21 protein-coding genes are annotated in these 21,786 nt (G+C 67.9%); 16 read left to right on the top strand and 5 right to left on the bottom strand.

All coding sequences use genetic code 11. The annotated features are described in order from the left end of the window. The first annotated feature begins 87 nt into the window (after positions 1-87). The 12 genes from CFB47_RS12470 (at position 88) to iscX (ending at position 9,211) form a co-directional block, all read left to right on the top strand. Positions 88-810, top strand: a complete 723-nt coding sequence (locus CFB47_RS12470; RefSeq protein ID WP_069248359.1) for a (Fe-S)-binding protein — start codon at positions 88-90, stop codon at positions 808-810. Between the two features lie 34 nt (positions 811-844). Beyond that, on the top strand, positions 845-2,257 hold the full coding sequence (locus tag CFB47_RS12465; protein ID WP_089440509.1) for a lactate utilization protein B: 1,413 nt from the start codon (positions 845-847) through the stop codon (positions 2,255-2,257). A 129-nt stretch (positions 2,258-2,386) separates the two neighbouring features. Continuing rightward, a complete protein-coding gene (locus CFB47_RS12460; protein ID WP_089440508.1) occupies positions 2,387-2,614 on the top strand; it encodes a hypothetical protein in 228 nt (75 codons plus the stop codon). A gap of 101 nt (positions 2,615-2,715) precedes the next feature. Next, positions 2,716-3,198, top strand: a complete 483-nt coding sequence (locus CFB47_RS12455; RefSeq protein WP_089440507.1) for a low molecular weight protein-tyrosine-phosphatase — start codon at positions 2,716-2,718, stop codon at positions 3,196-3,198. A gap of 114 nt (positions 3,199-3,312) precedes the next feature. Next, a complete protein-coding gene (gene iscR, locus CFB47_RS12450; protein WP_089461265.1) occupies positions 3,313-3,852 on the top strand; it encodes a Fe-S cluster assembly transcriptional regulator IscR in 540 nt (179 codons plus the stop codon). Between the two features lie 64 nt (positions 3,853-3,916). After that, positions 3,917-5,140 carry an IscS subfamily cysteine desulfurase gene (locus tag CFB47_RS12445; RefSeq protein WP_046546057.1) on the top strand — a complete coding sequence of 408 codons (1,224 nt, stop codon included), beginning with the start codon at positions 3,917-3,919 and terminating at the stop codon, positions 5,138-5,140. Positions 5,141-5,208: 68 nt separating this feature from the next. Beyond that, on the top strand, positions 5,209-5,616 hold the full coding sequence (iscU, locus tag CFB47_RS12440) for a Fe-S cluster assembly scaffold IscU (protein WP_006754131.1): 408 nt from the start codon (positions 5,209-5,211) through the stop codon (positions 5,614-5,616). Positions 5,617-5,680: 64 nt separating this feature from the next. Beyond that, positions 5,681-6,004, top strand: a complete 324-nt coding sequence (gene iscA, locus CFB47_RS12435) for an iron-sulfur cluster assembly protein IscA (RefSeq protein WP_012492710.1) — start codon at positions 5,681-5,683, stop codon at positions 6,002-6,004. Between the two features lie 97 nt (positions 6,005-6,101). Continuing rightward, the gene (hscB, locus tag CFB47_RS12430; protein ID WP_042973645.1) at positions 6,102-6,629 is read left to right on the top strand and encodes a Fe-S protein assembly co-chaperone HscB; all 528 of its coding nucleotides are present in this window, start codon (positions 6,102-6,104) and stop codon (positions 6,627-6,629) included. A gap of 54 nt (positions 6,630-6,683) precedes the next feature. Further along, entirely contained in the window at positions 6,684-8,552 is a 1,869-nt protein-coding gene (hscA, locus tag CFB47_RS12425) for a Fe-S protein assembly chaperone HscA (RefSeq protein WP_089461264.1), read from the top strand. Positions 8,553-8,640: 88 nt separating this feature from the next. Next, positions 8,641-8,982, top strand: a complete 342-nt coding sequence (fdx, locus tag CFB47_RS12420; RefSeq protein WP_011352558.1) for an ISC system 2Fe-2S type ferredoxin — start codon at positions 8,641-8,643, stop codon at positions 8,980-8,982. Positions 8,983-9,001: 19 nt separating this feature from the next. After that, positions 9,002-9,211, top strand: a complete 210-nt coding sequence (iscX, locus tag CFB47_RS12415) for a Fe-S cluster assembly protein IscX (protein WP_069621826.1) — start codon at positions 9,002-9,004, stop codon at positions 9,209-9,211. A 139-nt stretch (positions 9,212-9,350) separates the two neighbouring features. On the opposite strand, the gene CFB47_RS12410 is transcribed toward iscX, so the two are convergent. From CFB47_RS12410 to CFB47_RS12390, 5 genes are all read right to left on the bottom strand, one after another. After that, the gene (locus tag CFB47_RS12410; RefSeq protein WP_089440505.1) at positions 9,351-10,094 is read right to left on the bottom strand and encodes a glycine zipper 2TM domain-containing protein; all 744 of its coding nucleotides are present in this window, start codon (positions 10,092-10,094) and stop codon (positions 9,351-9,353) included. 347 nt (positions 10,095-10,441) lie between these two features. Continuing rightward, positions 10,442-11,968 carry a lysine--tRNA ligase gene (gene lysS / locus CFB47_RS12405; RefSeq protein ID WP_089461263.1) on the bottom strand — a complete coding sequence of 509 codons (1,527 nt, stop codon included), beginning with the start codon at positions 11,966-11,968 and terminating at the stop codon, positions 10,442-10,444. Between the two features lie 82 nt (positions 11,969-12,050). Continuing rightward, a protein-coding gene (prfB, locus tag CFB47_RS12400) for a peptide chain release factor 2 (protein WP_105749870.1) occupies positions 12,051-13,155 on the bottom strand; the annotation gives its coding sequence in 2 pieces (ribosomal slippage) (positions 12,051-13,073 and positions 13,075-13,155; 1,104 coding nt in all). Positions 13,156-13,307: 152 nt separating this feature from the next. Then, positions 13,308-15,005, bottom strand: coding sequence for a single-stranded-DNA-specific exonuclease RecJ (gene recJ, locus CFB47_RS12395; RefSeq protein ID WP_089425753.1), 1,698 nt, complete (start codon positions 15,003-15,005; stop codon positions 13,308-13,310). 15 nt (positions 15,006-15,020) lie between these two features. Beyond that, positions 15,021-16,085, bottom strand: a complete 1,065-nt coding sequence (locus tag CFB47_RS12390) for a regulator (RefSeq protein ID WP_089461424.1) — start codon at positions 16,083-16,085, stop codon at positions 15,021-15,023. Positions 16,086-16,247: 162 nt separating this feature from the next. Here CFB47_RS12390 and CFB47_RS12385 point away from each other — a divergent pair, with 162 nt between their 5' ends. The 4 genes from CFB47_RS12385 (at position 16,248) to CFB47_RS12370 (ending at position 21,649) form a co-directional block, all read left to right on the top strand. Continuing rightward, positions 16,248-17,501, top strand: a complete 1,254-nt coding sequence (locus tag CFB47_RS12385; RefSeq protein WP_089461262.1) for a lipoprotein-releasing ABC transporter permease subunit — start codon at positions 16,248-16,250, stop codon at positions 17,499-17,501. Further along, positions 17,494-18,252 (top strand): lipoprotein-releasing ABC transporter ATP-binding protein LolD, encoded by a 759-nt coding sequence (gene lolD, locus CFB47_RS12380; protein ID WP_373453137.1) that lies wholly within the window; start codon positions 17,494-17,496, stop codon positions 18,250-18,252. Before CFB47_RS12385 ends, lolD begins: the two co-directional genes overlap by 8 nt. 67 nt (positions 18,253-18,319) lie before the next feature. Next, positions 18,320-19,108 (top strand): TatD family hydrolase, encoded by a 789-nt coding sequence (locus CFB47_RS12375; protein WP_089461261.1) that lies wholly within the window; start codon positions 18,320-18,322, stop codon positions 19,106-19,108. Positions 19,109-19,165: 57 nt separating this feature from the next. After that, entirely contained in the window at positions 19,166-21,649 is a 2,484-nt protein-coding gene (locus CFB47_RS12370) for a DNA internalization-related competence protein ComEC/Rec2 (RefSeq protein WP_089461260.1), read from the top strand. Positions 21,650-21,786 lie beyond the last annotated feature (137 nt).

Below are 21,786 nucleotides of genomic sequence, written 5' to 3'. Positions count from 1 at the left end.
CGCGCCGTGCGGGCTTGCATGAGCGCCGGCGTTGGTCTTGCTGGCCAAACGGCGGATAATGAGAGCCGTTTTCTCGAAGGAGCACGTATGCGAGTCGGTTTGTTCGTGACCTGCCTGGTCGATCTGATGCGCCCCGAAATCGGTTTTTCGGCGCTCAAGCTGATTCGCGACGCCGGCTACGAGGTGATCGTGCCGCCCGCGCAGACTTGCTGCGGCCAGCCCGCCTACAACTCGGGCGACCGTGCGCTCGCGCGCGATCTCGCGGAAAAGACGCTGCGCGAGTTCGAGCAGTTCGATTACGTCGTCGCGCCGTCGGGTTCGTGCGGCGGGATGATTCGCGCGCACTACGGCGACCTGTTTCGCGATGACCCCGAACTGATGGGGCGCTACACGCGGTTCCAGCAGAAAGTCTACGAACTGACCGATTTCCTGGCGAACGTCGCGAAGGTGTCGCTCGCGCCGGGCGAATTCACGGGGCCCGTCACCTACCACGATTCGTGCTCGGGCCTGCGCGAGCTCGGCGTGAAGGCGCAGCCGCGCGCGCTGCTCGCGCAGCGCGGCATCGCCGTCACCGAAATGAAGGACTGCGAGCACTGCTGCGGCTTCGGCGGCACGTTCGCGGTCAAGTACGGCGACATTTCGGCCGCCATCGCGGACGAGAAATGCGCGAACGTGCGCGCGTCCGGCACGGGCGCCGTCGTGCTCGGCGATCTCGGCTGCATGCTGAACATCGAAGGGCGGTTGCGCCGCACCGGCGACCGCGACACGCGCGTGCTGCACGTCGCGCAGGTGCTGGCGGGCGACGTCTGACGCCCGGTTCCGCTCACATTTCCCCGATACCGCGATGCAAGTCCAATCGATGCATTTCAAGGCGCGCGCCGGCCAGAAGCTGGCCGACCAGCGCCTGCAGCAGAACCTGAAGAAGCTGTCGACGAAGTTCGTGTCCGCACGCGCCGACGCGATGACCGCGATCGACTTCCCGGCCACGCGCGCCGCGCTGAAAGCCCGCCGCAACCGCGCGCTGGAGAACCTCGACGTGTGGCTCGAGGCGTTCGAGCGCGAGGCGACGCGGCGCGGCACGACGGTGCTGTTCGCCGAAACGACCGAGGATGCCGCGCGGCTCGTGGCCGACATCGCGCGCCGCCACGACGTGAAGAAGGTCATCAAGACCAAGTCGATGGTGTCGGAGGAAATGCGCCTGAACGCGGTGCTCGCGGAAATGGGCGTGCAGTCGATCGAGACGGATCTGGGCGAATACATCCTGCAGATCAACGACAACGAGCCGCCGAGCCACATCATCGCGCCCGTCGTGCACAAGGACAAGGACGAGATCGCCGACCTGTTCGCGCGCACGCACCATCGAGAGCGGCTCACCGAGATTCCGGACATGACACGCGAGGCGCGCGAGGTGCTGCGCCCGCATTTCATGTCGGCCGACATGGGCGTGACGGGCGGCAACTTCGTGATCGCCGAGACCGGTTCGGTCGCGATCGTGACGAACGAAGGGAACGAGGGGATGTGCACCGTGATGCCCCGCGTGCACGTGGCGGTGACGGGCATCGAGAAGGTGCTGCCGACGCTCGAGGATCTCGCGACCGCGATGCGCCTGCTGCCGCGCTCCGCGACCGGGCAGAAGACATCGAACTATTTCTCGCTGCTGACCGGGCCGCGCGGGCCGGGCGATGAGGATGGCCCCGAGCACAACTATGTCGTGCTCGTCGACGGCGGCCGCACGGGGCTGATCGGCGGCGAATTCCAGGAGATGCTGCGCTGCATCCGTTGCGGTGCCTGCATGAACCACTGCCCGGTGTACCAGAAGGTCGGCGGCCACGCGTACGGCTGGGTGTACCCGGGGCCGATGGGGTCCGTACTGACGCCGAGCTACGTCGGGCTCGACCGCTCACTCGACCTGCCGCAGGCCGCAACACTTTGCGGGGAATGCGACAGCGTGTGCCCGGCCGGGATCCCGTTGTCGCACCTGTTGCGCACGCTGCGCGAGAAGCAGGTCGAGCGACACCTGCGGCCGTGGCGCGAGCGGGCGGCGCTCGCCGCATGGGGTTTCTTCGCGCGCCGGCCGATGCTGTACGCGCTCACGACCAAGCTCGCGGTGCGCATCCTCGAGCGGCTGGGCGGCAGCGGCGGCACGCTGCGGCGCCTGCCGATGATGGGCGGCTGGATGGATACGCGCGATATGCCGACGCCGACCGGACGCACGTTCCGCGAGCTGTACGCGGCGTCGCAAAGCCACCTCGGCTGACGACTGTTCATTCGGCGACAACAGTGCGTTCGCTATTTGCATATTTATCTCGATAGATGCGGTCTATAGAATCCTGTCTGTAGTCCCCGGAATTGGGTTTCGGGGTACGAGGTCAAGGAGGTCCGCATCATGAAAAAGACAATATCGATGTACTGGCCGCTGGCAATCGTCGTTCCGCTGGCCGCGGCTGCCTATCTGCATGCGATGGCCGACGCGCCGTCGCGCGGCCCGCTTGCCGTTCACCAGGCATCCGCCGAGCTGGCGCGTGCGGTGTCGTTCGGGCTGGTCGACGATACGGCGAAGCCGCTGCCGGCGGCGTCCGGCGACGTCGTGCTCGCCGTACCGAAGGCGCTGTAAGGCAGGGCGCCGTCGCTTTGCGCGGCGGCGCGATTTCGGCCGCCTTTGTATAATGGCGTGTTGTTCTCCCACGCGGCTCGCCGCGGCTTTCCAATAGTGCGATGACCCGCGTTTCGATCTGTTTCGTCTGTCTCGGCAACATCTGCCGTTCGCCCACCGCGGAAGGCGTGATGCGTCATCAGGTCGACGCGGCCGCGCTGGCGGACCGGATCGCGATCGATTCGGCCGGCACCGGCGACTGGCATGTCGGCGAGCCGCCCGATACGCGTGCGCAGGCGGCCGCTCGCAGCCGCGGCTACGACCTGTCGGCGCTGCGCGCACGACAGGTGAGCGCGGCCGATTTCGAGCGCTTCGACCTGTTGCTCGCGATGGACGAGGCGAATCTCGCGGAGCTGCGCCGCCGCTGCCCGCCGCAGCATCGCGACAAGGTGCGCCTGCTGATGGAATTCGCGCCGGATTCGGCCGAAACCGAGGTGGCCGACCCCTATTTCGGCGGTACGCAGGGCTTCGAGCAAGTGCTCGATCAGGTCGAACGCGCGTGCGCGGGCCTGCTGGAGGCGCTCCGGGCCCGTACGGAGCGCTGATCGCGCGGTATTCAGCGATCTGCGAATACCCTTTCAAAGACATGGATACTTGACTAAAAACGTCAAATATTTATACTTGACCAAAATCGTCAAGATTGCAGTCCCCTAGACACCATGAGACTCACCACCAAAGGCCGTTTCGCCGTCACGGCGATGATTGACTTGGCACTGCGCCAGGAGCAGGGCCCGGTGACGCTTGCAGGCATCAGCCAGCGCCAGCGGATTTCGCTCTCGTATCTCGAACAGCTGTTCGGCAAGCTGCGCAGGCATGAAATCGTCGAATCCGTGCGCGGCCCGGGCGGCGGCTACAACCTCGCGCGTCGCGCGCAGGACGTCACCGTTGCCGACATCATCATCGCGGTCGATGAACCGCTCGACGCCACGCAGTGCGGCGGCAAAGGCACGTGCGACGGCTCGAAACAGCCCGACGGCCATTGCATGACGCACGAGCTGTGGTCGACGCTGAACCAGAAGATGGTCGAATACCTCGATTCGGTGTCGCTGCAGGATCTCGTCGATCAGCAGCGCGCTCGCGAGGGCGCACCCGCGGTGCTGCGCGACCGGCGCACGCCGGAGCCCGTTGCGGCACCGGCCGAGCCGGTTCGCACGACGCCGCTCGGCCCCAATTCGGTGTTCAACATCGCGAGTTCGTGAGCGCGAAGGCGCCGCCACACCCCATAACGCACATAGTCCCTGCACAGAATTCCCGGAGCGACAGATGACCCAAGACACTCTCCACCTGCCCATCTATATGGATTACAGCGCGACGACGCCGGTCGACCCGCGCGTGGTCGACAAGATGGTGCCGTACCTGCGCGAGCAGTTCGGCAACCCGGCGTCGCGCAGCCACGCGTATGGCTGGGACGCGGAGCGTGCGGTCGAGGAAGCGCGCGAGAACGTGGCCGCGCTCGTGAACGCGGATCCGCGCGAGATCATCTGGACGTCCGGCGCAACGGAATCGGACAACCTCGCGATCAAGGGTGCCGCGAACTTCTACAAGGGCAAGGGCAAGCACATCATCACGGTGAAGACCGAGCACAAGGCCGTGCTCGACACCTGCCGCGAGCTCGAGCGCGACGGGTTCGAAGTCACCTACCTCGACGTGAAGGATGACGGCCTGATCGACCTCGACGTGTTCAAGGCCGCACTGCGCCCGGACACGATCCTCGTGTCGGTGATGCACGTGAACAACGAGATCGGCGTGATTCAGGACATCGAGACGATCGGTGAAATCTGCCGCGAGAAGGGCATCGTGTTCCACGTCGACGCCGCACAGTCGACCGGCAAGGTCGCGATCGACCTCGCGAAGCTGAAGGTCGACCTGATGTCGTTCTCGGCGCATAAGACCTACGGCCCGAAGGGCATCGGCGCGCTGTACGTGCGTCGTAAGCCGCGTGTGCGCATCGAAGCGCAGATGCACGGTGGCGGCCACGAGCGCGGCATGCGTTCGGGCACGCTGGCGACGCACCAGATCGTCGGCATGGGCGAAGCGTTCCGTATCGCACGTGAAGAAATGGCGACGGAAAACGAGCGCATCCGCATGCTGCGCGACAAGCTGCTGCGCGGCCTGTCGCAAATCGAGGAAACGTACGTGAACGGCGACATGGAGCGCCGTGTCCCGCACAACCTCAACATCAGTTTCAACTTCGTCGAAGGCGAGTCGCTGATCATGGCGATCAAGGACGTCGCGGTGTCGTCGGGCTCCGCATGCACGTCGGCGTCGCTGGAGCCGTCGTACGTGCTGCGTGCGCTCGGCCGCAACGACGAGCTGGCGCACAGCTCGATCCGCTTCACGGTCGGCCGCTTCACGACGGAGCAGGAAGTCGACTTCGTGATCAACCTGCTGAACAGCAAGATCGCGAAACTGCGCGAACTCTCGCCGCTCTGGGAAATGCACCAGGAAGGCATCGATCTGTCGACGATCGAATGGGCCGCACACTGAGCGCCGGATTGAACATACCCGCGGGCGGATTCGCGCACGCAGACGTAACGAGTCAAGGAGTCTGAGTCATGTCTTACAGCAACAAGGTTCTGGATCACTACGAAAACCCGCGCAACGTCGGTTCGTTCGCGAAGGACGACGACGCGGTCGGCACGGGCATGGTCGGCGCGCCGGCCTGCGGCGACGTGATGAAGCTGCAGATCCGCGTCGGCGCGGACGGCGTGATCGAAGATGCGAAGTTCAAGACCTACGGTTGCGGTTCGGCGATCGCATCGAGCTCGCTCGTCACCGAATGGGTGAAGGGCAAGACGCTCGACGAAGCACTGTCGATCAAGAACACGCAGATCGCAGAAGAACTCGCGCTGCCGCCGGTGAAGATTCACTGCTCGATCCTCGCGGAAGACGCGATCAAGGCAGCCGTGGCCGACTACAAGAAACGTCACGACACCACGGAAGGCGATCAGGCAGCGGCCTGAGCGGCATCGAGCGGCTTCAGAAGGAACGCGGTGGGCCCCGGTGGCGCGCCGCGGCAAGGACATCATGGCAATTACACTGACCGAAAAAGCAGCACAGCACGTGCAGAAATACCTCGTCCGTCGCGGCAAGGGTATGGGCCTGCGGCTTGGCGTTCGTACGACCGGGTGCTCGGGGCTCGCGTACAAGCTCGAGTATGTCGACGAGCTGGCTCCCGAGGATCAGGTGTTCGAGAGCCATGGCGTGAAGGTGATCGTCGATCCGAAGAGCCTGGCCTACATCGACGGCACCGAGCTCGACTTCGCACGCGAAGGCCTGAACGAAGGGTTCAAGTTCAACAACCCGAACGTGAAGGACGAATGCGGCTGCGGCGAATCGTTCCGCGTGTGACCACGCGGATCTCCGCGCGATGCGGGCAAGAGGCGGCACGGGCCGCCTTTTTAATGGGCGGCGTTTGCCGCGCGACGAAACGGAATTGAACGCGACGATGGTCTCGCTGAAAGACAGCCATTTCGACCTGTTTCACCTGCCGGCGCAATTCGCGCTCGACGAGACGGCGCTCGACGCCGCGTATCGGACGGTGCAGACGCAGGTGCACCCGGATCGCTTCGCGGCGGCCGGTGACGCGCAGAAGCGCATCGCGATGCAATGGGCAACCCGCGCGAACGAGGCGTACCGCACGCTGCGCGATCCGCTGAAGCGCGCGTCGTATCTGTTGTCGCTGCGCGGTGTCGACATCGGCGCGGAAAACAACACCGCGATGGAGCCTGCGTTCCTGATGCAGCAGATGGAGTGGCGCGAGGGCATCGAGGATGCCGCGGCCGCCCGCAACGTCGACGCGCTCGATGCGCTGCTCGCCGAGTTGCGCGAAGAGCGGCGCGTGCGGGTGGAGCGCCTCGGCACGTTGCTCGACAGCGGCGCCGATCAGGCGGCCGCCGAGGCGGTGCGCCAGCTGATGTTCATCGAACGGGTCGCGTCGGAAGTGGGCGCGCAGATCGAGCGCCTCGAAACTTAACCGCGTGCCTTGCGGCACGCGCAGCAAACGGGCCGAGCGCCCGAACGAACCAAGATGGCTTTACTGCAAATTTCCGAACCGGGCATGGCGCCGGCGCCGCATCAGCGGCGACTCGCCGTCGGGATCGATCTCGGCACGACGAATTCGCTCGTCGCGGCCGTGCGCAACAGCGTGCCTGAAGTCCTGCCGGACGAAACGGGCCGCGTGCTGCTGCCGTCGGTGGTCCGCTATCTCGAGAAGGGTGGCCGACGCATCGGCCACGAGGCGAAGGAGCAGGCCGCCACCGATCCGCGCAACACGATCGTGTCGGTCAAGCGCTTCATGGGCCGCGGCAAGGCCGAGGTCGAAGGCGCGGCGAACGCGCCGTACGAATTCGTCGATGCGCCGGGCATGGTGCAGATCCGCACGATCGACGGCGTGAAGAGCCCGGTCGAAGTGTCGGCCGAGATTCTCGCGACGCTGCGCTATCGCGCGGAAGATTCGCTTGGCGACGACCTGGTGGGCGCGGTGATCACGGTGCCCGCGTATTTCGACGAAGCGCAACGCCAGGCGACCAAGGATGCGGCGCGCCTCGCGGGCCTCAACGTGCTGCGCCTGCTGAACGAACCGACCGCCGCGGCGATCGCCTACGGTCTCGACAACGGGGCCGAAGGCCTCTATGCGGTGTATGACCTCGGCGGCGGCACGTTCGACCTGTCGATCCTGAAGCTGACGAAGGGCGTGTTCGAAGTGCTGGCCGCGGGCGGCGATTCCGCGCTCGGCGGCGACGATTTCGACCATGCGCTGTTCGATCACGTGCTCGCGCAGGCCGGCATCGACGCGAAGACGCTCGCGCCCGAGGACGTGCGCCTGCTGCTCGACCGTGTGCGCGTGCTGAAGGAAGCGCTGTCGTCCGCACCGGAGGCGTCGCTCGACGTCACGCTATCGGGTGGCGCGCACCTCGTGCAGACGATCTCGCACGACACGTTCGCGTCGCTCGTCGAGCCGCTCGTGCAGCGCACGCTCACGCCGACCCGCAAGGCGCTGCGCGATGCGCAGGTCACGCCGGCCGACATCAAGGGTGTCGTGCTCGTCGGCGGCGCGACGCGCATGCCGGTGATCCGCGACGCGGTCGCGAAGTATTTCGGCCAGCCGCCGCTCGTGAACCTCGATCCGGATCAGGTCGTCGCGCTCGGCGCGGCGATCCAGGCCGACCTGCTTGCAGGCAATCGCGGCACCGGCGACGACTGGCTGCTGCTCGACGTGATTCCGCTGTCGCTCGGCGTCGAGACGATGGGCGGCCTCGTCGAGAAGATCATCCCGCGCAACTCGACGATTCCGATCGCGCGCGCGCAGGAATTCACGACCTTCAAGGACGGCCAGACCGCGATGGCGATCCACGTCGTGCAGGGCGAGCGCGAGCTCGTCGCCGACTGCCGGTCGCTCGCGCGCTTCGAGCTGCGCGGCATTCCGCCGATGACGGCTGGCGCCGCGCGCATTCGCGTGACCTATCAGGTCGACGCGGACGGCCTGCTGTCGGTGTTCGCCCGCGAGCAGCTGTCGGGCGTCGAGGCGTCGGTCGTCGTGAAGCCGTCGTACGGTCTTGCCGACGACGACATCGCGAAGATGCTCGAGGACAGCTTCAAGACCGCCGAGATCGACATGCGCGCCCGCGCGCTGCGCGAAGCGCAGGTCGAGGCCGAGCGGATGCTCGAGGCGACGCAGGCCGCGCTGGCGGCCGACGGCGAACTGCTCGACGCGAGCGAGCGCGCGCAAGTCGACACGCTGGCCGCGGCGCTGCGTGCGGTCGCGCAAGGCGACGATACGGACGCGATCGAAGCGGCGACCAAGGCGCTGGCCGACGGCACCGACGAATTCGCGGCGCGCCGGATGGACAAGAGCATCAAGCGCGCGCTGTCGGGCCGCCGGCTCGACGAGATCTGAACGCAAGAACTGCGCATCGGCCGGCAACGGCCCGCGCGACAATGAACCGTGCGGCGCCTGGCGCCGCACCCTGACTGACGGAACGGACATGCCTCAACTGGTAGTGCTGCCTCACGTCGAACTGTGCCCGGATGGCGCGGTGATCGACGCGACGCCCGGCAAGAGTATCTGCGACAACCTGCTCGAACACGGGATCGAGATCGAGCATGCATGCGAGAAGTCGTGCGCGTGCACGACGTGCCACGTGGTGATCCGCGAAGGCTTCAACGATCTGACGCCGTCCGAGGAGGACGAGGACGATCTGCTGGACAAGGCGTGGGGCCTCGAGCCGACGTCGCGCCTGTCGTGCCAGGCGATCGTGAAGGAAGATTCGGACCTGGTGGTCGAGATTCCGAAGTACTCGATCAACCACGCGAAGGAAAACCACTGACCGGAACCGGAGGCAGGCGATGAAATGGACCGATTCGCGTGAAATAGCCATTGCGCTGGCGGACAAGCACCCGGACATCGACCCGCAGCGGATCAACTTCGTCGACTTGCGCCAATGGGTGCTCGAGCTCGACGGCTTCAACGACGATCCGGCGCACTCCGGCGAGAAGATCCTCGAAGCGATCCAGGCCCACTGGATCGACGAATCGGACTTCGACGACGAAGACTGAACCTGGCGGGCGCTCTGACGGCGCAGACGGCCGGCAACAAAAAAACGGCTCGTGAGCAATCGCTCGCGAGCCGTTTTCGTTTTCAGGCCGCCTGCCCACGGACGACATGCGGGCAGGGCGAGCCGATGCGGTCAGCCAATCACGCGCCGACCAGCGTGCCGTTCTCGATACGTACGCGCTGGCCCTGGCCGAACGGCGGCGGGTTGTGGTACGTGAACGTGCGCGTCGCGCCGTTCTCCATCTGCACTTGCACCTGATAGTCGGTTTCCGCGCGCACCTGCTTTTCGACCTGGTTGCCGGCGAGGCCGCCACCCAGCGCGCCGATGATCGTCATCGCGGTGCGGCCGTTGCCGTGACCGAACTGGTTGCCGAGCAGGCCGCCGGCTGCAGCGCCGCCCACGGCGCCGATCCCCGAGCTCTGACCCGGCGTGCGCGTCTGCGAGATCGCGACGACCGTGCCGCAGCTCTGGCAGTAGCTCTGGGCCGGCGCCGACGGCTGCTGCGCGTATTGCGGCGGCTGCGGTGCCGTCGTATGACGGCGATGCGGCGCGGCCGGGCGCGGCGCAGGCTTCGGCTCAGCCTGCGCGACGGCGGCCTTCTGCTCGGCAGCCTTTTGCTGCGCGGCGGCCTGTTCGGCCGCCTGCTGCTGGGCTTGCGCGGCCAGCGCGGCGCTGGCGGCCGCGGCCGTATCGACGGCCGGCTGCGATGCGATCAGCGCGGCCTGGGTCTGACCGTTCTGTGCATTGTTGCTGTTGGCCTTCGGGAAGATGCCCGTGATCGCTGCCGTCGCCGCGAGGCTGGCGACGATGACGGCGCCCGCGGCGGTGGCGATGAGCGGGTGGAGGCGTTGCTTTTGCGGCGTGGTCTGATTCTGGTTGTCCATTTTGTTCTCCAATGTCGATCCGGATCGGCGTGCTGCGCCGGAGCAGGATCCCACGCTCGGGAGCGAGCAGACTCGGCGTTCCGGCGCCTCGTTCTGGTCCCGTGGTCATGCGTGGTGACGCAACAGGAGTGTCGTCCACGGCACAGCGGCGTGCCGTATCAAGGTGTAACGAATTGCAGCGGGGCGCCGGAAGCCATGACAGGGAAAACCCGGAGCAGGCCGTCGCGACGAGGGGATAAAACGGGGGAGGATCGAAAGCCGGCGAACGCCGGCGGGCGGGATTTACGCGTCGTTACAAAGCTGACGCGTGCGCGCCGCAGGGCGCGGCGCACACGTGGGCGCAGCGATCAGTCTTCGCGGCGCAGGTGCGGGAACAGCAGCACGTCGCGGATCGTCGGGCTGTCGGTCAGCAGCATCACGAGACGGTCGATGCCGATCCCGCAGCCGCCGGTCGGAGGCATCCCGTATTCGAGCGCGCGGATGTAGTCGGCGTCGAAGAACATCGCTTCCTCGTCGCCCGCATCCTTCTGCTCGACCTGCTTCTTGAAGCGCGCGGCCTGGTCTTCCGGATCGTTCAGCTCCGAGAAGCCGTTCGCGATTTCGCGGCCGGTCATGAACAGCTCGAAACGCTCGGTGATGCCCGGCACGGTATCCGATGCGCGTGCGAGCGGCGACACCTCGACCGGGTAGTCGATGATGAAGGTCGGCTCCCACAGCTGCGCTTCGGCCGTTTCCTCGAACAGCGCGAGCTGCAGCGCGCCGATGCCGGCGTTCAGGAACGCCGGCTGCGACACGTCGACGCCGAAGCGCTTCAGTTCGGTGCGCAGGAACGCGTCGTCCGACAGCTGGCCGTCGGTGTAGTCCGGTGCGTACTTCTGGATCGCCTGCGTGATCGTCAGGCGGTGGAACGGCTTCGCCAGGTCGAGCTCGCGGCCCTGGTACTGGATCGTCGCGGTGCCGAGCGCATCGATCGCCGCCTGGCGGATCAGCTGCTCGGTGAAGTCCATCAGCCAGCGGTAGTCGGTGTACGCGGCGTAGAACTCCATCATCGTGAATTCCGGGTTGTGACGCGGCGACACGCCTTCGTTCCGGAAGTTACGGTTGATTTCGAACACGCGCTCGAAGCCGCCGACGATCAGGCGCTTCAGGTACAGCTCCGGCGCGATACGCAGGAACATCTGCATGTCGAGCGCGTTGTGATGCGTGACGAACGGCTTCGCGGCCGCGCCGCCCGGGATCGGGTGCAGCATCGGCGTCTCGACTTCCATGAACTCGGCGTTGTCCATGAACTTGCGGATCGACGCGATCGTCTTGGTGCGGGCGCGGAACGTGTCGCGCGTTTCCGGCGTGACGATCAGGTCGACGTAGCGCTGGCGGTAGCGCATTTCCTGGTCCGACAGGCCGTGGAACTTGTCCGGCAGCGGGCGCAGCGCCTTCGACAGCAGGCGCAGCTCCTTGCACTGGACCGACAGCTCGCCCTTGTTGGTGCGGAACAGCACGCCGCGCGCGGCGACGATGTCGCCGCGGTCCCACTTCTTGAATGCGTCGTAGGTGTCGGCGCCGACGTCGTTCGGCGTCACGAAGAACTGGATCTGGCCCGATCCGTCCTGCACCGTCGCGAAGCTCGCCTTGCCCATCACGCGCTTGAGCATCAGGCGGCCGGCCACCGAGACCTCGACCGGGTTCGCTTCGAGCGCGGCCTTGTCCGAATCGGCGAATTTCGTCTGCAGATCGGCTGCGTGATGTTCCGGGCGGAAATCGTTCGGGTAGGCGACGCCTTGTTCGCGCAGGGCGCGCAGCTTTTCGCGGCGCTCGGCGATGAGCTGGTTTTCGTCCGCGACGACGGCGGGCTGCGTTTGGGTCGGTTCGGTCATGATGGTCGGAATTCGGAGTGGGTGCGGCAACGCAAACGGGAAGGGCAAGGGGGCGCGACCCGGCAGGGTCGCGCCGCGGCGCTTACACGCCCTGTTTGAGGCTCGCGCTGATGAAGTCGTCGAGGTCGCCGTCGAGGACGGCGCGCGTGTTGCTCATTTCGACGTTCGTGCGCAGGTCCTTCACGCGGCTCTGGTCGAGCACGTACGAACGGATCTGGTGGCCCCAGCCCACATCGGTCTTGCTCGATTCGAGCTTGTCCTGTTCGGCCTGGCGCTTGCGCATTTCAACTTCGTACAGGCGCGATTTCAGCATCGCCATCGCTTCGGCGCGGTTGCGGTGCTGCGAGCGGTCGTTCTGGCACTGCACGACGATACCGGTCGGCATGTGCGTGATCCGCACCGCGGAGTCGGTCTTGTTGATGTGCTGACCGCCCGCGCCCGATGCGCGGTACGTGTCGATGCGCAGGTCGGCCGGGTTGATCTCGACTTCGATCGAGTCGTCGATTTCCGGGTAGACGAACACCGACGAGAACGACGTGTGGCGCCCGCCCGACGAGTCGAACGGCGACTTGCGCACGAGGCGGTGAATGCCCGTTTCGGTGCGCAGGAAGCCGTATGCGTATTCGCCCGAGACCTTGACCGTCGCGTTCTTGATGCCGGCGACGTCGCCGTCGGACTCTTCGAGCACTTCGGCCTTGAAGCCCTTGCGTTCGCAGTAGCGCAGGTACTGGCGCAGCAGCATCGATGCCCAGTCGCACGCCTCGGTGCCGCCGGCGCCGGCCTGGATGTCGATGAAGCAGTTGTTCGGGTCGGCCGGGTTCGAGAACATCCGGCGGAACTCGATGTCGCCCACGCGTGCCTCGAGCTTCGCGGCGTCTTCTTCCGACGCGACGAGCGTGTCCTCGTCACCTTCCTCGCGGGCCAGCTCGAACAGGTCGAGCGCGTCGCGCAGGTCGCTATCGAGCGCGGTGAGCGTCATGACGACGCCCTCGAGCAGCTTCTTCTCGCGACCGAGCGCCTGGGCGTTCTTCGAATCGTTCCAGACGTTCGGGTCTTCGAGTTCCTTGTTGACTTCGGTCAGACGCGCAGCTTTGGCGTCGTAGTCAAAGATACCCCCGGAGCTCGCCCGCGCGGTTGCGCAGGTCGAGCAGGGAGCTTTCGATCGCGTTGAGACGTTCCGCTTCCATGATCGTTCGCTATTCTTGCTTCGTAAAAAAGCGGAATTATAGCCGATCGGCGGGGTTGCCCGGTGACGCAAACGGTGCTCGCACGCGCGCCGCGGCCCCGTCCGGCGCGGCGTGCATGCATCGGCGGGCAATGCAGGCCGGGCGGCCCGCGCCTAGCCGGCCGCGTGTTCGACGATCAGCTGGACGCGCGTGACGCCGTTCCACGTGTCGGCGACGAGGCGGTAGGCGACCAGCGCACGCTCCGGCAGCGGCTCCGTATGATTGAACCAGATCGCGTTGAAGCGCTGGCGGCCGCGCGCCAGCTGCAGCTTCAGGTGCTTTTCCTTCACGAGCGACTGCGACACGACGTCGAATTCGCCGGAGAAAAGCGGGGCCGGAAAGCCTTGCCCCCAGACGGCCTCGTCGAGCAGCCCGACGAACTGCGGCGTGAAGTACGCATCCTCGAGTTCGCCGTCGGTCTCGATCACGCGGGCCAGCGCGTCGTCGGACAGCCATTCGCGCGCGACGGCCTCGAACGCGGCCGCGAAGCGCGGCACGTTCTCGGTGTCGAGCGTGAGGCCGGCCGCCATTGCGTGGCCGCCGAACGCGACGATCAGGTCCGGCTCGCGTTTCGACACGAGGTCGAGCGCGTCGCGCAGGTGGAAGCCGGGAATCGAGCGGCCCGAGCCCTTGACCCGCTTGCCTTCGTCGTCCGCATGCGCAAACGTGAACGACGGGCGGTGGAATTTTTCCTTGAGCCGGCCGGCGACGATGCCGATCACGCCCTGGTGCCACTCGGGGTTGAAGAGGGTGATCGTGCACGCGTCGGCCGGATCGACGTCGGCGAGATCGGCGAGCGCCTGCTGCTGCATGCCGGCCTCGATCTCGCGGCGTTCGCGGTTCATCACGTCGAGCTGCTGCGCGAGATCCCACGCGCGGCCGATGTCGTCGGTGATCAGGCATTCGATGCCGAGCGACATGTCGGACAGCCGTCCGGCGGCGTTCAGGCGCGGGCCGAGGCCGAAGCCGAGGTCGAAGCCCGAGGCCGTACGCGCTTCGCGCGCGGCGGCGCGGAACAGCGCGGCGACGCCCGGCTGCATGCGGCCGTTGCGGATGCGTTGCAGCCCCTGTGCGACCAGCACGCGATTGTTGCCGTCGAGCCGCACGACGTCGGCGACGGTGCCGAGCGCGACGAGGTCGAGCAGGCCGTCGAGCCGCGGCTCGGCTTCCTTGCTCGCGAACGCGCCGCGGCGGCGCAGCTCGGCGCGCAGCGCGAGCAGCACGTAGAACATCACGCCGACGCCGGCGAGGTGCTTGCTCGGGAACGCGCAGCCGGGCTGGTTCGGGTTGACGATCGCGCGCGCGGCGGGCAGCGCGTCGCCGGGCAGGTGGTGGTCGGTCACGAGCACGTCGATGCCGCGCGCGTTCGCGGCCTCGACGCCCGTGACGCTCGCGATGCCGTTGTCGACGGTGATCAGCAGGTCGGGCTTGCGCGCGGCGGCGAGTTCGACGATCTCCGGCGTGAGGCCGTAGCCGTATTCGAATCGGTTCGGCACCAGGTAGTCGATCTGCGCGCCGAACATCCGCAGGCCGCGCACCGCGACCGCGCACGCGGTTGCGCCGTCACAGTCGTAGTCGGCGACGACGAGCAGGCGCCGCTTGTCGGCGATCGCGTCGGCGAGCAGCGAGGCAGCGTCGGCGCAGCCTTTCAGCTCGGTGGGCGGAACGAGTCGCGCCAGCGCGGTCTCGATGTCGGCGGGGGACTGCACGCCGCGCGACGCGTACAGGCGTGCAAGGACGGGATGCAGGCCATGGCGCGCGAGCACTTCGGCGTCGGCGGGCGCGACGGGACGGGTAACGATCCGGGTCATACGGGGTCTGCTTTGTTATTCGAACAGGGAGGCCAGCGCGCGGCGGCGCCAGAACTTGCGCAGGTCGCCACGCGTCGCGTGCAGCGTCACGGAACTCGTGTCGCCGCACAGCGTGAAATCGACGCTCGCGAGCTCGCCGTTCTGCAGCGCGGCAAGGGCCGGCGCGAACCAGTCGCGCTCGAGCGCGGCGAGTCCGTCGTGCCAGCGCGCCCAGTCCTGCTCGATGAACGGGGTGGTCAGTGCAGGCAGTTCGACGAGCGTCGCGCCATCGGCGGCGGGCAGCGTGCCGAACGCGGCCGGCGGCGCGCCGGCGTCGGCTTGCGCGGCGCGCGCGAGGCCGAGCGCCGCGGGCGACGCGGACAGCACGCGCGCGAACGGCTTGCCGACCGGCTTCAGCGTGCCCTGCGCATGGAACCAGATCGAATTGACGGCCGGCAGGCCACGCGCCTCGCGGGTCTCGTTGACCGGATGCTGGAACCAGGCCATCTGCACCTCGTTCTGCAGCTTCATCCACATCCGCGAGCGTTCGCCCGTATGGGCCTCGTGCGGCAGCCAGATCTCGATGTTGCGGCCGCTCGCGCGCAGCGGCGCGGCGCCGGCGAGGCGGGCGAGCTGCTCGCTCGACAGGTACCAGCGTGACGGGTTCGGCGCCTCGAGCCGGACGCCGAGCTCCTCGATCAGCGGCCGCGCGACTGCGAGCAGCGCGGCGGCGTCGCCTTCGTCGAGCGCGAGGGCCGCCGGATCGACGAGCACCAGGTGATCGTGCGCGATTTCGACGTGGACGGGCTCGACGCAGGCCCACGCGTGCGCGCCGGGGTCGCCGCCGTCCGCCAGCAGCATGTAGGGCGCGAGCGGCGCCTCGTCCGCGGCGTTGCCCTGGGTGGCGCCGAACTGGCGGGCCAGCCAGCGTTCGTGCGGCAGCGTGCGCTGGAAGTCCTCGCCGGCCACGCGCTCGACGAGGCTGGCGCGGGCGAGCAACTTTTCGAGCGCGGGGCTGTCCAGCGTGTGCAGGGACGAGGCCGCATCGGCCGCCGACGGCAGCGCGAACGGAACGAGAAAATGGAGGCGTCGGTCGTGCATGATGGTGCGCATTGTATGGCAAACTGCGCGCGTGATCGGGCCGGCTGACGGCCCGTTCGCGTCCGGCGGCCGTTTTTCGACCGTGCCCGGGCCGGTGGCCGCCACCGGGCGGCGGTCCGGCCGCGGGGCGCCTCCCCGCCGTAACCAGCAGAAAGGATTCGCTTGAAACTTCCGTACGAATGGCAGATCGGCTGGCGCTACACGCGCGCCGGCAAACGCACGACCGGTAACGGCTTCATTTCCTTCATCGCGCTCGTGTCGATGCTCGGGATCGCGCTCGGCGTCGCGGCGCTGATCGTCGTGCTGTCGGTGATGAACGGCTTCCAGAAGGAAGTGCGCGACCGGATGCTGTCGGTGCTCGCGCACGTCGAGGTGTTCTCGCCGACGGGCTCGATGCCCGACTGGCAACTGACCGCGCAGGAAGCGCGCCGCAATCCGTCGGTGATCGGCGCGGCGCCGTACGTCGACGCGCAGGCGCTGCTCACCCGCCAGGACGCGGTGAGCGGCGTGATGCTGCGCGGCGTCGAGCCGACGCTCGAGCCGCAGGTGTCGGACATCGGCAAGGACATGAAGGCGGGCCAGCTCGGCGCGCTGGTGCCGGGCCAGTTCGGCATCGTGCTCGGCGATGCGCTCGCGGGCAACCTCGGCGTGACGGTCGGCGACAAGGTCACGCTGGTCGCGCCGGAAGGATCGATCACGCCGGCCGGCATGATGCCGCGGCTCAAGCAGTTCACGGTCGTCGGCGTGTTCGAGTCCGGGCACTACGAATACGACAGCACGCTCGCGATGATCAACATCCGCGATGCCGAGGCGCTGTTCCGGATGACCGCGCCGACCGGCGTGCGGCTGCGGCTGAAGGACATGCAGAAGGCGCCGGACGTGGCGGTCGAGCTGTCGCATACGCTGTCGGGCAGCCTGTACATCCGCGACTGGACCCAGCAGAACAAGACGTGGTTCTCGGCCGTGCAGATCGAGAAGCGGATGATGTTCATCATCCTCACGCTGATCATCGCGGTGGCCGCGTTCAACCTCGTGTCGTCGCTCGTGATGACGGTGACCAACAAGCAGGCCGACATCGCGATCCTGCGCACGCTCGGCGCGCAACCGGGGTCGATCATGAAGATCTTCGTCGTGCAGGGCGTGACGATCGGCTTCGTCGGCACGGCGTCGGGCGTCGCGCTCGGCTGCCTGATCGCGTGGAGCATCCCGTGGCTGATCCCGATGATCGAGCACCTGTTCGGCGTGCAGTTCCTGCCGCCGTCCGTGTACTTCATCAGCGAGCTGCCGTCCGAACTCGTCGCGAGCGACGTGATCCGGATCGGGCTGATCGCGTTCGCGCTGTCGGCGGTCGCGACGCTCTATCCGAGCTGGCGCGGGGCGAAGGTGAAGCCGGCGGAGGCGCTCCGCTATGAATGATCGCGCGACCACATTCGCGGATGCAAAACAACACAACAGACAGGATTCGGCCGGTATGCAGGAATACGTGCTTCAGGCGCGCGGGATCACGAAGGCGTTCGTGCAGGGCGGCTTCAACGTGCAGGTGCTCAACAATACCGAGCTGACGGTGCGGCGCGGCGAGAAGCTCGCGGTCGTCGGCGCGTCGGGTTCCGGCAAGAGCACGCTGCTGCACGTGCTGGGCGGGCTCGACGAGCCGAGCGCGGGCGAGGTGTCGCTGCTCGGCAAGCCGTTCACGCAACTCGCCGAGCGCGAGCGCAACGAACTGCGCAACCGTGCGCTCGGCTTCGTCTACCAGTTCCATCACCTGCTGCCCGAGTTCACCGCGCTCGACAACGTCGCGATGCCGCTGCGCATTCGCCGGATGACGACCGAGGACGCGCGCGAGCAGGCACAGGCGATGCTCGAACGTGTCGGTCTCGGCCCGCGTGCGAAGCACCGGCCGGGCGAGCTGTCGGGCGGCGAGCGGCAGCGCGTCGCGATCGCGCGCGCGCTGGTCACGAAGCCCGCGTGCGTGCTCGCCGACGAGCCGACCGGCAACCTCGACGGCACGACGGCCGATACGGTGTTCAACCTGATGCTCGAGCTGTCCGAGACGCTCGAGACGAGCTTCGTGATCGTCACGCACGATCCCGATCTCGCCGCGCGCTGCGACCGCATCATGCGGTTGCGCGACGGCGTGCTGCACGAGGAGCCGGCACTGCCGGTGTAAGAAGCGAACGCGCTTGGCCTGCTGCCGGGGTGGTCCCGGTGCGGCGTCAGGGCGCAGGACTGCCGCCATGTGGATCGACACGCACTGCCATCTCGACGCCGCCGAGTTCGACGCCGACCGCGACGCGGTCGCGCACGCGGCGCGCGCGGCCGGCGTGTCGCGCATCGTGATCCCGAGCGTCGGGCGCGACAATTTCACGACGGTGCGCGAACTCGCGCAACGCACGCCGGGCGCGGTCTACGCGCTCGGCATCCATCCGATGTATACGCCGCGCGCACGCGACGAGGATCTCGACCTGCTGCGCATGGAGATCGAGGCGAGCCTCGACGATCCGCGCTTCGTCGCGATCGGCGAGATCGGGCTCGACTATTTCGTGGCGGGGCTCGACGAAGACCGGCAGCAGTTCTTCTACCAGGGGCAACTCAAGCTCGCGCGCGAATTCGACCTGCCCGTGCTGTGCCACGTGCGCAAGTCGCAGGATCGCGTGCTCGCCGGGCTGCGCCGTTTCGGCGTGCGGCGCGGTATCGCGCATGCGTTCAACGGCAGTTTCCAGCAGGCCGAGGCGTATCTCGCGCACGGGCTGCACCTCGGTTTCGGCGGCAACGTGACCTTTACGCGCGCACTGCAGATCCGCCGGCTCGCGGCGCAGTTGCCGCTCGAGGCGATCGTCGTCGAGACGGACGCCCCCGACATCGCGCCCGAATGGGCGTACAAATCCCGCAACACGCCCGACCAGGTGCCACGCATCGGCGACGTGCTCGCCGAACTGCGCGGGATCGACGCCGGCGCGGTGTCCCTATGCACTTCGGCTAACGCGCTCGCCGCGCTGCCGCGACTCGCACTTTCATCCGCATAATCGTTGCCCTGAGGTGCCGCATTCTCGATGGCGGTGCCGGGTCGACGAGGAGGGGCGATGCGCGTGTGGTGGATCGCGTTCGCGCTCGGCGTGGCCGTACTGCAGCGGCAGGCGGCGCTGCCGGGTGCGCTCGCATGGACGATCGGTGGGGCCGTGCTCGCGGGCTGCGCGGTGCTGAGCGTGTGGTGCATGCGTCGCCAGCGTACGCGCACGACCGCCATGTTCGGATGGATGCTGTGTGCGCTCGCGGCCTGCGATGCAGGGTTCGGCTATGCGGCCGCGCGGGCCGAATGGCGGCTGCGCGACAGTCTGCCCGTCGAGTGGGAAGGGCGCGACATCGTCGTCATCGGCGTGATCCGAGGGCTGCCCGTGGTCGACGAGACAGGCGCGCGGCTGCTGTTCGCGGTCGAGTCGAACGATGCGGGGCTGGCCCGTTTTCCGCCGTTGATCCGGCTGTCGTGGCGCGCATATGGCGCATCGGCGACACGCGATCCACTTCCCGACCTGCGCGCCGCACAGCGCTGGCGTTTCGTCGTGCGCCTGAAGCGCCCGCATGCCGAGGCCAATCCCGGTGTGCGCGACAGCGAGGCGGCGTGGCTGGCCGCAGGCATTCGCGCGATCGGGTATGTGAGCGCGCCCCGGCGGGCGGAATTGCTCGATGCGCGCGCCGCGGGATGGCGTGCGTCGATCGATCGGCTGCGCGACGCGCTGCGCGCGCGTATCGACGAGTCGCTCGGCAGCGACGCGGGCCATCGCGGCATCGTCGCCGCGCTCGCGATCGGCGACCAGTCGGGCATCGGCGACGACGACTGGCATGTGCTGCGCAGCACGGGTACGAGCCACCTCGTTGCGATTTCGGGCCTGCATGTCGGACTCGTCGGCGCGATCGCGGGCGGGCTCGTGTCGATGGTCTGGCGCCGCCTGCGCTGGCGCACACGGGCCGCAACGCTCGTGTTTCCGGCGCCGTACGCGGCCGCGCTCGCCGCGCTGGCAGCTGCGGCCGGCTATGCGGCGCTTGCGGGCTTCAACGTGCCGGCGCAGCGCGCGTGGTGGATGATCGCGGCCGGCGGCATTGCGTACCTGGCCGGGCGCAGCGTGCCGACTTCCGCGGTGCTGTGCGCGGCGCTCGGCGGCGTGCTGCTTGCCGACCCGTGGGCCGTGCTGTCGGCCGGATTCTGGCTGTCGTTCGGGGCGGTCGCCGTGATCCTGCTGGCTGTCGCCGGCTGGCGTGGCGTGCGTGAGGTTGATGTGGAAAACGAGGAGGGCGACGGCACGGCCGGCTTGTCGAGCCGGTTGCGCGCGTGGGGTGCCCGCGCCGGGCACCGGATCGCCGAGGCCACGCGCGTGCAGTACGCGGTGACGATCGGTCTCGCACCGCTCACGGCCGCCTGGTTCGCGCAGATATCCCTGTCGGGTCCGCTTGGCAATGCGTTCGCGATTCCGTGGGTCAGTTCGGTCGTGACGCCGGTCGTGCTGGCGGGAATCGCGCTACCCGCGCCGCTCGATGCGTACGCGTTCCGGCTTGCGCACGCGGCGCTCGAACCGATGATGACGCTGCTCGGATACCTCGCCGGCTGGCCGGCCGGCGTGTTCTGGCTGCGCATGCCCGACTGGCCGGTGCTGGTGCTGGCCTGCGTGGGCGTTGCATGGGCGCTGATGCCGCGCGGCTGGCCGTTGCGCTGGGCGGCCCCGCTCACGTGGCTGCCGCTCGTCGCGCCGGCATCTGATGCGCCGCCGCCGGGCGGCTTCCGACTGACCGTGCTCGACGTCGGGCAGGGCGCGTCGGTGCTGGTGGAGACCGCGCGGCGCACCTTGCTGTTCGATGCGGGGCCGGGCGCCGAGTCGACCCACGCCGGCGCGCGGATCGTCGCGCCGGCGTTGCGTGCACGCGGCATCGCGGTGATCGATTCGCTCGTGCTCAGTCACGCGGATGCCGATCACTCGGGCGGTGCACCGGCGGTCTATGCGGCAGCCGACGTGCGCCAGCTGCTGGCCGGCATCGTGCCGAACAGCCGGTTGTGGCGCGATGCGGCCGCCGCCGGCGTCGCCGACCGGCTGCCGTGCGCGGCCGGGCAGCGCTGGACCTGGGACGGCGTCGCGTTCACGATGCTGTGGCCGCAAGGCGGCCCGGGCGCGGGCTCGTCGAACGGACGGTCGTGCGTGCTGCGCATCGACGCGGGCGAGACGTCCGCGCTGCTGACGGGTGATGTCGATGCGCGCGGCGAACGCCGGCTCGTGGACGCTGCGCCCGACGCGCTGGCCGCACAGATCCTGGTCGTTCCGCACCACGGCAGCCGCACGTCGTCGGTCGAGCCTTTCCTCGATTCGGTCGGGCCGCGCGTCGCGGTATTTCCTGTAGGCTATCGCAATCGTTTCGGGCATCCGCACCGGACGGTGCTCGCCCGTTACGAGGCGCGCGGGATCCCGCTGCCGCGCACCGATCGCGACGGCGCCGTGCGATTCGACGTCGCGCCGGCCGACGGCGGGTTTGCCTTCGAGCGTCATCGCGACGTCTGGCGACGGTACTGGATGGATCGGTGAGCGCGGCGAAAGCCGGCGTATCAATAAAGATGGCCCGGGATCCGCGCTCCATGCCGAAGCGCGGGCCTGGCAGAACGCGAAGCATAGGGCGAGAGCAAGCGCTAAAGCACTCACTCTCGTCGACCGCGAAGCAGGGG

The sequence above is a fragment of the Burkholderia sp. AU27893 genome, from assembly GCF_002223205.1.
Lineage (GTDB): Bacteria > Pseudomonadota > Gammaproteobacteria > Burkholderiales > Burkholderiaceae > Burkholderia.
The sequence above is the reverse complement of the archived record's forward strand: the minus strand, read 5'-3'. Positions and strand labels throughout refer to the sequence as shown.

Excerpts from the sequence above, each read along its gene's own strand:
- iscU (WP_006754131.1), top strand. The coding sequence starts at position 5,209 with ATGTCTTACAGCAACAAGGTTCTGGATCACTACGAAAACCCGCGCAAC.
- hscA (WP_089461264.1), top strand. The coding sequence starts at position 6,684 with ATGGCTTTACTGCAAATTTCCGAACCGGGCATGGCGCCGGCGCCGCAT.
- CFB47_RS12455 (WP_089440507.1), top strand. The coding sequence starts at position 2,716 with ATGACCCGCGTTTCGATCTGTTTCGTCTGTCTCGGCAACATCTGCCGT.
- recJ (WP_089425753.1), bottom strand. The coding sequence starts at position 15,005 with ATGACCCGGATCGTTACCCGTCCCGTCGCGCCCGCCGACGCCGAAGTG.
- CFB47_RS12465 (WP_089440509.1), top strand. The coding sequence starts at position 845 with ATGCAAGTCCAATCGATGCATTTCAAGGCGCGCGCCGGCCAGAAGCTG.
- hscB (WP_042973645.1), top strand. The coding sequence starts at position 6,102 with ATGGTCTCGCTGAAAGACAGCCATTTCGACCTGTTTCACCTGCCGGCG.
- iscX (WP_069621826.1), top strand. The coding sequence starts at position 9,002 with ATGAAATGGACCGATTCGCGTGAAATAGCCATTGCGCTGGCGGACAAG.
- CFB47_RS12390 (WP_089461424.1), bottom strand. The coding sequence starts at position 16,085 with ATGCACGACCGACGCCTCCATTTTCTCGTTCCGTTCGCGCTGCCGTCG.
- lysS (WP_089461263.1), bottom strand. The coding sequence starts at position 11,968 with ATGACCGAACCGACCCAAACGCAGCCCGCCGTCGTCGCGGACGAAAAC.
- CFB47_RS12370 (WP_089461260.1), top strand. The coding sequence starts at position 19,166 with ATGCGCGTGTGGTGGATCGCGTTCGCGCTCGGCGTGGCCGTACTGCAG.
- CFB47_RS12410 (WP_089440505.1), bottom strand. The coding sequence starts at position 10,094 with ATGGACAACCAGAATCAGACCACGCCGCAAAAGCAACGCCTCCACCCG.
- CFB47_RS12460 (WP_089440508.1), top strand. The coding sequence starts at position 2,387 with ATGAAAAAGACAATATCGATGTACTGGCCGCTGGCAATCGTCGTTCCG.
- lolD (WP_373453137.1), top strand. The coding sequence starts at position 17,494 with ATGAATGATCGCGCGACCACATTCGCGGATGCAAAACAACACAACAGA.
- CFB47_RS12470 (WP_069248359.1), top strand. The coding sequence starts at position 88 with ATGCGAGTCGGTTTGTTCGTGACCTGCCTGGTCGATCTGATGCGCCCC.
- iscR (WP_089461265.1), top strand. The coding sequence starts at position 3,313 with ATGAGACTCACCACCAAAGGCCGTTTCGCCGTCACGGCGATGATTGAC.
- iscA (WP_012492710.1), top strand. The coding sequence starts at position 5,681 with ATGGCAATTACACTGACCGAAAAAGCAGCACAGCACGTGCAGAAATAC.
- fdx (WP_011352558.1), top strand. The coding sequence starts at position 8,641 with ATGCCTCAACTGGTAGTGCTGCCTCACGTCGAACTGTGCCCGGATGGC.
- CFB47_RS12445 (WP_046546057.1), top strand. The coding sequence starts at position 3,917 with ATGACCCAAGACACTCTCCACCTGCCCATCTATATGGATTACAGCGCG.
- CFB47_RS12375 (WP_089461261.1), top strand. The coding sequence starts at position 18,320 with ATGTGGATCGACACGCACTGCCATCTCGACGCCGCCGAGTTCGACGCC.